At 55.2% G+C, this 6873-nt stretch carries 5 protein-coding genes; 3 read left to right on the top strand and 2 right to left on the bottom strand.

All coding sequences use genetic code 11. From position 1 onward, the window contains the following. Positions 1-828: 828 nt before the first annotated feature. The 3 genes from ACFFAR_RS20135 to ACFFAR_RS20125 all read left to right on the top strand — a co-directional run bounded on the left by ACFFAR_RS20135 (position 829) and on the right by ACFFAR_RS20125 (position 4890). Positions 829-1971 carry a helix-turn-helix domain-containing protein gene (locus ACFFAR_RS20135; RefSeq protein ID WP_375508345.1) on the top strand — a complete coding sequence of 381 codons (1143 nt, stop codon included), beginning with the start codon at positions 829-831 and terminating at the stop codon, positions 1969-1971. Positions 1972-2830: 859 nt separating this feature from the next. Further along, positions 2831-4081: an integrase domain-containing protein gene (locus tag ACFFAR_RS20130; RefSeq protein WP_375508344.1), complete on the top strand. Its 1251-nt coding sequence runs from the start codon at positions 2831-2833 to the stop codon at positions 4079-4081. 170 nt (positions 4082-4251) lie between these two features. Beyond that, a complete protein-coding gene (locus ACFFAR_RS20125; RefSeq protein WP_375508343.1) occupies positions 4252-4890 on the top strand; it encodes a hypothetical protein in 639 nt (212 codons plus the stop codon). A 364-nt stretch (positions 4891-5254) separates the two neighbouring features. Here ACFFAR_RS20125 and ACFFAR_RS20120 read toward each other — a convergent pair whose 3' ends face one another. Both ACFFAR_RS20120 and ACFFAR_RS20115 read right to left on the bottom strand, forming a co-directional pair. Then, positions 5255-5683 carry a PRC-barrel domain-containing protein gene (locus ACFFAR_RS20120; RefSeq protein WP_075358252.1) on the bottom strand — a complete coding sequence of 143 codons (429 nt, stop codon included), beginning with the start codon at positions 5681-5683 and terminating at the stop codon, positions 5255-5257. Positions 5684-5766: 83 nt separating this feature from the next. Further along, positions 5767-6663: a flagellar brake protein gene (locus tag ACFFAR_RS20115; protein ID WP_375508342.1), complete on the bottom strand. Its 897-nt coding sequence runs from the start codon at positions 6661-6663 to the stop codon at positions 5767-5769. Positions 6664-6873: the final 210 nt, after the last annotated feature.

Raw genomic sequence — 6873 nt, 5'->3', positions numbered from 1 at the left:
ACGTGCCGCCGTCCCGACACCGGGGCGTCGCAGGCAATTCAAACGCCCATGATCCGCGTGCGCTAAGCGCGGAGGATGCGACTAAGGACGAGCGTGTGAACGGACTCACAGCGCTCGAGAACATTCAACTCGCCCCTTCAGCATTATCGCTGGGCATGGTGTGGGTTGCCCGATACACCGCGGCATCGATACACCGGCTTGCCAGGGGCGGGAAACTTCATGTACGAAGCATGTACGAGTTTCCGAGAACTAATCGATCGGCACGCGCAGCCGAACCAAAATGCGCAAATAGAATTGCTTAGCTGCCGCCCTAGCGTGCGTCGGCTGAGTAGCCTGAGTCTGCATTGCTGACTTGGGACCATCGGAACGCAGCCGCTTCCCTGCGTCGGGTGGATCAAACAATCATCGCTAAAGTCCCGGAATGCAAGCGCGTAGTTTCCTAAAACCCACCCGTCGTATCGATCGGCACGACGGTTACTAACAAAGAACATTGAACGGCGAAATCGAGAACATTCGAAACAAACGATCGGACGACCGCCCGACATGGCACCGTGCACGCACAGACCTGCAAGCAAGAAGCGTCGGCCAGCCAGCGGAAAATCTAGTGACCAACATCATTTGATAGAAATGCTGCGGCCGTGCTGGGACACGCGTGCTTAGCGACGCGGACGAAGTGCAGCCCGCTGGGAAGAGAGCCCAATGTATTAACGTTGACTGATGTTGGCGCAGCGCGCGAGTTCGCCCTTGAGCACATACGCTTTTCGCACGGGTGAGGTACTCGCACGTTCTGAGCCCGTATCTATACCAATTTTTTGCGAAGGAAAGACTATGGCACCGATCTTCGATGTATCCGCCGTAATTCACGACTACAAGTTGCCATTACCCTTCAGGATTGCCCTTGAATGTCTCTTAGCAGATAACATCGAACGGTATCACCGCCGCGCGAGAATCACATCGAAATCATTGTCGGCAAAGACCAAAGAGGTCCGTGCACGAGCGATCTGCCGATCGTTCCTTGAATTGCACATGAACGGTCAACCATTGCGATACCCCCAGAACATCAACAAAAGCGACGTGCAGATTTTGGTTAACTTGTGGGTCCGTCTCGGTCATTCCGGCGGCACGATTGAAAACAAGCTGACGCATTTACGTGCCTTTGGCGAATGGATTGGTACGCCCGAATTAGTTGGAACGCTCAGTGATTACATTGATCGAGAATCGCACGGATTAGTCAGGTCGCATTTGGCATCTCGAGATAAATCCTGGGACGGCAGCGGGGTGAATGCGATGCTCCTGATCGAACAAGTTGCACGCACCGACCCTAATGTTGCCGTTCAGCTGAAGTTGCAGATGGCATTTGGGTTGAAGGTGGGAGAAAGCTTCATGCTAAAGCCCGCGCAGGCGCTGCGAGACAAAGCGTTCGTGAATGTGATGCGGGGAACGATTGGCGGTCATGCGCGATCCGTTCCAATCGAACTGCAATATGCGGTGTTAACAGAGGCGGCGCGTTTATCCAACAAATCTACCGGCACGACAATGAGACAAGGATTGACGACGAGTCAATGGCGCAATGTCTACTACGCTGTGTTGAACAAACACGGGATCGTGAACAGGATGCTTGGCATAACCAGTTTGGGTTTGCGCCACCAATATCTGCAGGATGTGTACGAGCGATCGACCAGCATGGCCGCACCGGTGAAAGGTACATCTGAACGCGCGGAGCGCGATAGTCATCGTGCCGCCATGCGGCGCGTCGTGCAGGCGGCGGGCCTCAGTCGGGAAATTAAGGCGAGCAGGTATCTATTGATAGATCGCGTTCGCGTCGCCATGCCAGAAGTGACGGCTGAACAAGCACAGGCAGCCCTTGCCAACGCTCTGGGAATCAAATCCCATGCGGCAAAGAGTTTAGGTATCTCACGTCAAACGCTCTATCGGCGTCTCGAGAACGGGAGCCAAGCCGTGTCGAAATAAGGAGCACAGTCCGTCGTATCAACCGACCTTAAATTGCCATTTGATCAACCTAGTTCATCCGCAGCATCGAGGCAATACGCGATCGCAATAAAGTTCACCTTCGAAATCTCCTGTGTCCCCACTACCGGCGATACGACGTTCGTGCTTAACTGGTTTTCTTATTGAGATGAGCGCTGTGTGTTCCATTAGGTGCGGCGGCTTTGCCCTGTTTAATTATCTGGCGTGCGATGCGTTAGTTTATTAGAAGGGGACGCGTAGTGCTCCAGAATGCGTTGAGGAGGATCAATAAACATTGAGTGAGATTTGCAACTTCCGGTGACGTAACCTAACAACAAATCGGAGATTAATTAAGGAATCACCGAGAATTTTCAGGGTGCAAGAAAAATTGGAGGTCATGTGGGTTGATCTTCACGTAGGCATAAAAAAACGAAAGACCTAAAACGAAATCAACGCAAGAAAATCATAGCGGAGGTTAAGTAATAGCATTGTGCGCGCCGCAAAACCGGTGACTTGGCGAAGACGCGAAGCGTCGCTGGCGGATCAACACGCGACGCCTATAGATTCATGCGAATTATCGCGCTCGTAGGGTGCTGGAAACTGAGTGCCTTGTGCGCCGGGATGCGTTGTGCTCGGCACCCAACGATGCATAACGACGCGGTACTGAGAACGTTTTTCTATGGAGACATCGCCCGAACTTTTTTTCGCGTGCTGCTGACGCAGCGGTCGAAGTGTGATTGGTGTTCGCGCAGAGTCCTTAGTAGTTGGTTGAGGCGTTGGAATGGCGAATTGTATTTCTAGACTAATTAACTGAAGACGGAATTAATTTTTAACGCGTGCCGTTTAAATATGAGGAAAGCAAATGAAAGTCGTAGTCAGTTATCGCGCAATACTTGAACGATCAGGTCTTCCTAAGCGTTTAACCGGAGAGCTGGACAAACTCTTCCAACAATTCCTGTCTCATGCGCATAGTAAAACGCGGGTGACGGCCAATGCCATTTCAATTAAAACGCAGGAGCGGCGCCTCTTGTCTTTGATTGCCGGTTTCAAAGAGCTAAGGCGCGATGGCTTTGCCATTGAGACACCGTGGAATATTTCGAGCAAGCATATTCGGCATCTGGTTAATGTGTGGGTGATTAAAAATAAACAGAGCCCAGGGACGGTCGAAAACAAACTCACGTATTGGCGCACGCTCGCAGCATGGATGGGCAAACACCAACTAGTGGGTACGGTCGATGACTACATCACACGCCCCGACGGGTACCGCCGGTATTACGTAGCGCAACGGGACAAATCGTGGGAGGCCGCCGACGTGAATGTTGATGAGGTCATCGCGCGCTTATTGCACAGCGACCGGTGGGTTGCGATTCAGGTCGAGTTACAGTCCGCGTTTGGCTTGCGCGCGCAAGAGAGCATGCTGCTGCGCCCATTGCAGTGTCTGCGCGTGTCCGGCCATCTTCACGTGACCGATGGGACCAAAGGCGGGCGCCCGCGTGTGGTGCCCATCGATGCCGATTGGCAGTATGACCTGCTTATTCGGGCCGCGCAGATGGCAAACCCCCGTACGGGCTCAATGATTCCCGAGTCTTATTCGCTCAAAAAATGGTATCGCCATTTTTATAAAGTGTTGGCTAATGAGGGCGTCTCGCAAAAGGGTTTGGGGGTGACAGTGCATGGCTTACGCCACGCCTATTTGCAGCGCATGTACGAGCAAGTGACCGGCGTGCCTGCACCGATCAAGCGTCCCGATCACAAGCCCGATCCGCAATTGCATCAGCTGGCGATGGAAAAGATTGTCGCCGCGGCCGGGCATGGATTAGCGACCAAGGCGAGCGCCTACATTTCTTCGTTTGCAGCGATTCGGAGGATTGATGCGCCGGTGGTGAGCTGCGAGCAAGCGCTCGTGGCACTCGCGGCAGCAAACGGCAATAAGTCGCACGCGGCGAAGTCCCTGGGCATCTCGCGCCAGGCGCTGTATCGCGTGCTTTCCAAGGTAAGCGATCCAAGCGCTCGCGTGAGCGGCGGCGCTGCAGCGCGGGACGGCGATGAGGGGAACGACCATAGCGACGAGAGCGACGAGAGCGACGAGAGCGACGAGAGCGTGACTGTCTAAAATTTCAGCGCTCCCACGACTCGTCATTCATTGTGCAAGAGGCGCGGCCGGACGCGCGGCTGGATGATCAGCCGGCTGCGCATCATTTGCGATCGGTGCGCCTCGCAGGCTGCTTGACTTTCTTCTTCTTTGCTTAGGCTGGTAAGGTCTACTTTGAAGAGGGGATTGTTTTGACCACATCGGTATTGAGCGATTGCGGTGCCTGGCGTTTGGCCGAAAGCGCATCTGAGACAAGTAGTAAAAATCTGCGTTCGCCTGTTCTTGGCATGGACGAAATGGTCAATGGTGTCTCGACCTTGTTCGAGCAGGTGCTGCGTCGCTTAGGGGTAGGCGACTATGCGATACGTTGCGGGCTGCGCTTTGTCCATGCGCCTCACACACAGTGCGCGATTACGGATCTGGATGTGGTGGTCGTAACGCCGTTCGGCGCGTTTGTTGTGTGCGTAATGCCGTTTCAGGGAAGCGTCGAACCAGGGCTCGACGCCGAGACATTGATCGCAGCGCACGCTGAGGATGGGGCTGGGCTTCACACCGCGCCGGTGCGACGGCTTGCAGCGGTCTTGCGCGCGTTACGTTCACTCCTGAGCGTGTATGGGTGTCCGGTTGAGGGGCTGGCAGTCGCTGCGGCGACGCCTTGCCAAATCCATCCGTTGCTGCCCGAGTCAATCCTTGCGCCAGACGAGCTCTACCACTATCTCCGGCTTCGCTTGCTTCGCTTTTTCGAGATCCGAAAGCCTCATGTGGTTGTGTCGCAGGCTATCGATGTAATCGACAGGAGGTCCAAGAAGCCGAAATGCGAGCCTAGATAGCGCAAGCCACGGGTGGGTGATAGCACAAGCCGATGCCGCACGTGGCGCGTGTGCCGTCGCAAACACAGTCGGCACAACCCATTCATCGCGTGGTAAGCGGGAGCGCGCCCAGGTTTATGCGCCTACCCAACTCGAGTTGTTCAAGACGTTTGCGCTTGCGATAAGCAAAAAAGGGGCGAGCCTGAAGTGGTGACCATCGCGCTCTTACGGCGACGAGGGCGCCTTGTTCTCCCGGCTCGCTCAGGACATCGAACGCTCGCCCCAGTGCAAAAAAAACCGCGACCCTTTGCAGGTCGCGACTTCCTATTCACGCTTGGTCACCGATCGCCGCTTTGTGGCAAGGCCCCGCGTACGCGCGCAGGTGTTATTTAGCCTGAAGCTTTCTTGGCTTGGCTGGCGTCTGCACTTTGTTGTACTGGAACTCGGGCGTGTCCTTGAGTGCTTGTTTCGTTGCGCCGGCCAAATAGAAATTGCCGTTACGAATATCGAGAGACCCGATCGGTACCGCGACATCATGGGTCGCGACACCGAGGAATCCGCCCGTGGCAATAATGGCTGCTGAAACCGTTGTGTCCGGCGAAATCACCAAATCCATGATCGAACCAATTTTCTCGTTGGCGTCGTTGTAGACCGCTTTGCCGAGAATGCCTTTCTTAGCACTCCATCCTTGAAGCAATGCTGCTGACTGCTGCACCGTCACGCTTAAGGGCTGAGTTCCGGCAACTTGTGCTTGAGCGCCGAGGCTTGCCGACCCGATCACGGTAGCAACGGTGATATAGGACCAAATTTTCATATCGCGTTCTCGTTTTGTGGTTAAGTCTTCGCGAGGCGACGCAAATTTTGGACCTGCGGTGCTACTTGTCTGAGCGCCGTAACTCAGTCCTGAGAAGTGCCCGTTGCTTGCTGAAAAATATACGCCTGGGTCACACGCCGAGTCTCGTCAGGCAGTGCACTGAATTCAGCACCCACCTTGAGGCCTTTTCCCTCGTACGACCGATTGCGTGCGACGCAATGAAACACGAGGGCATGCTCACGCCCATCGACCTTCAGCCGCACGGCGATCTTGAAGTGTTCGCCAACTTCAAGCGTCGCGTCAGGCAAGAAGACGCCGATGCCGCTCGCGCACAGGTTCGTGATCTGCGCATCGAACCCGGTGGCCACCACGTCATTGCGAATGAGACGCGCGGATAGTCGGGTGTTGATTCGCATGTGCTTGCGAATCGTATGTCTTTTGATAGTCGCAGGGTATTCGAGTTGGAGAAGCGCCGGGATGCGACTGTCCCGCGCGGCGACCCGGGTGCGAAAGGCATAGACTGCCCGCCCAAATATCACCTTAGCCTCGAGCTCCGCGCCCACTTGAAGATGTTCGTTTTCGCCTTGAACCATGACAAGCAGCGCGAGCTCAGGAATTGCACCGACATATCGAACATAAAACGACGCGGTATGCCCGGTGCACGAAGTCAACTGAAATTGTTCAATGCCGGTGGGCAGTGTCGGGAAGTGCCCTTGCAGGGGCTCCAGAGCAAGCGGCTCGGCCGTGGTATGCGCGGCCATTGAAATCAACACAGCATCGCCCACACCCGCGTGAGTAGGTGTGGGCCCAGGCGCGTCGGCTTCGCGATAAGCGCCGATCGTCAGAAGCCTTTCTCGCTGCGCCTCAGAGCGCAAAGCATTGCCTTCGCCTAAGAGAAGCTTCCCAACGGCGGAGTAAATGCGAAAGCGCAATGGCGTGTCGAGTTCCAGTTCGTGAGCCGAAATTTTAACGAGTGCCATGTTTTCGTTTGAGAGGACGCGAGACGCACAAAGAAAGCGCGGGTGCTAGCAAATTCAGCATGCAGCTACTTTAAGCGGGTGACACGGGAGGGTTCCGTGCGTCACCCCACATTCATCAGACGTAACGCTGCAATGGTGGCGACAAGAGCAGCCCTCTGATCGGCCTGAGGGTGCGCCGGGAAAGCGGGATTAACTAAACGGGGACGTCCT

The sequence above is a fragment of the uncultured Caballeronia sp. genome (assembly GCF_964243625.1).
GTDB lineage: Bacteria > Pseudomonadota > Gammaproteobacteria > Burkholderiales > Burkholderiaceae > Caballeronia.
This window is presented reverse-complemented; position numbering and strand designations above follow the sequence as displayed.

Coding starts and splice junctions, on each gene's coding strand:
- ACFFAR_RS20135 (WP_375508345.1), top strand. CDS start 829: ATGGCACCGATCTTCGATGTATCCGCCGTAATTCACGACTACAAGTTG.
- ACFFAR_RS20130 (WP_375508344.1), top strand. CDS start 2,831: ATGAAAGTCGTAGTCAGTTATCGCGCAATACTTGAACGATCAGGTCTT.
- ACFFAR_RS20120 (WP_075358252.1), bottom strand. CDS start 5,683: ATGAAAATTTGGTCCTATATCACCGTTGCTACCGTGATCGGGTCGGCA.
- ACFFAR_RS20115 (WP_375508342.1), bottom strand. CDS start 6,663: ATGGCACTCGTTAAAATTTCGGCTCACGAACTGGAACTCGACACGCCA.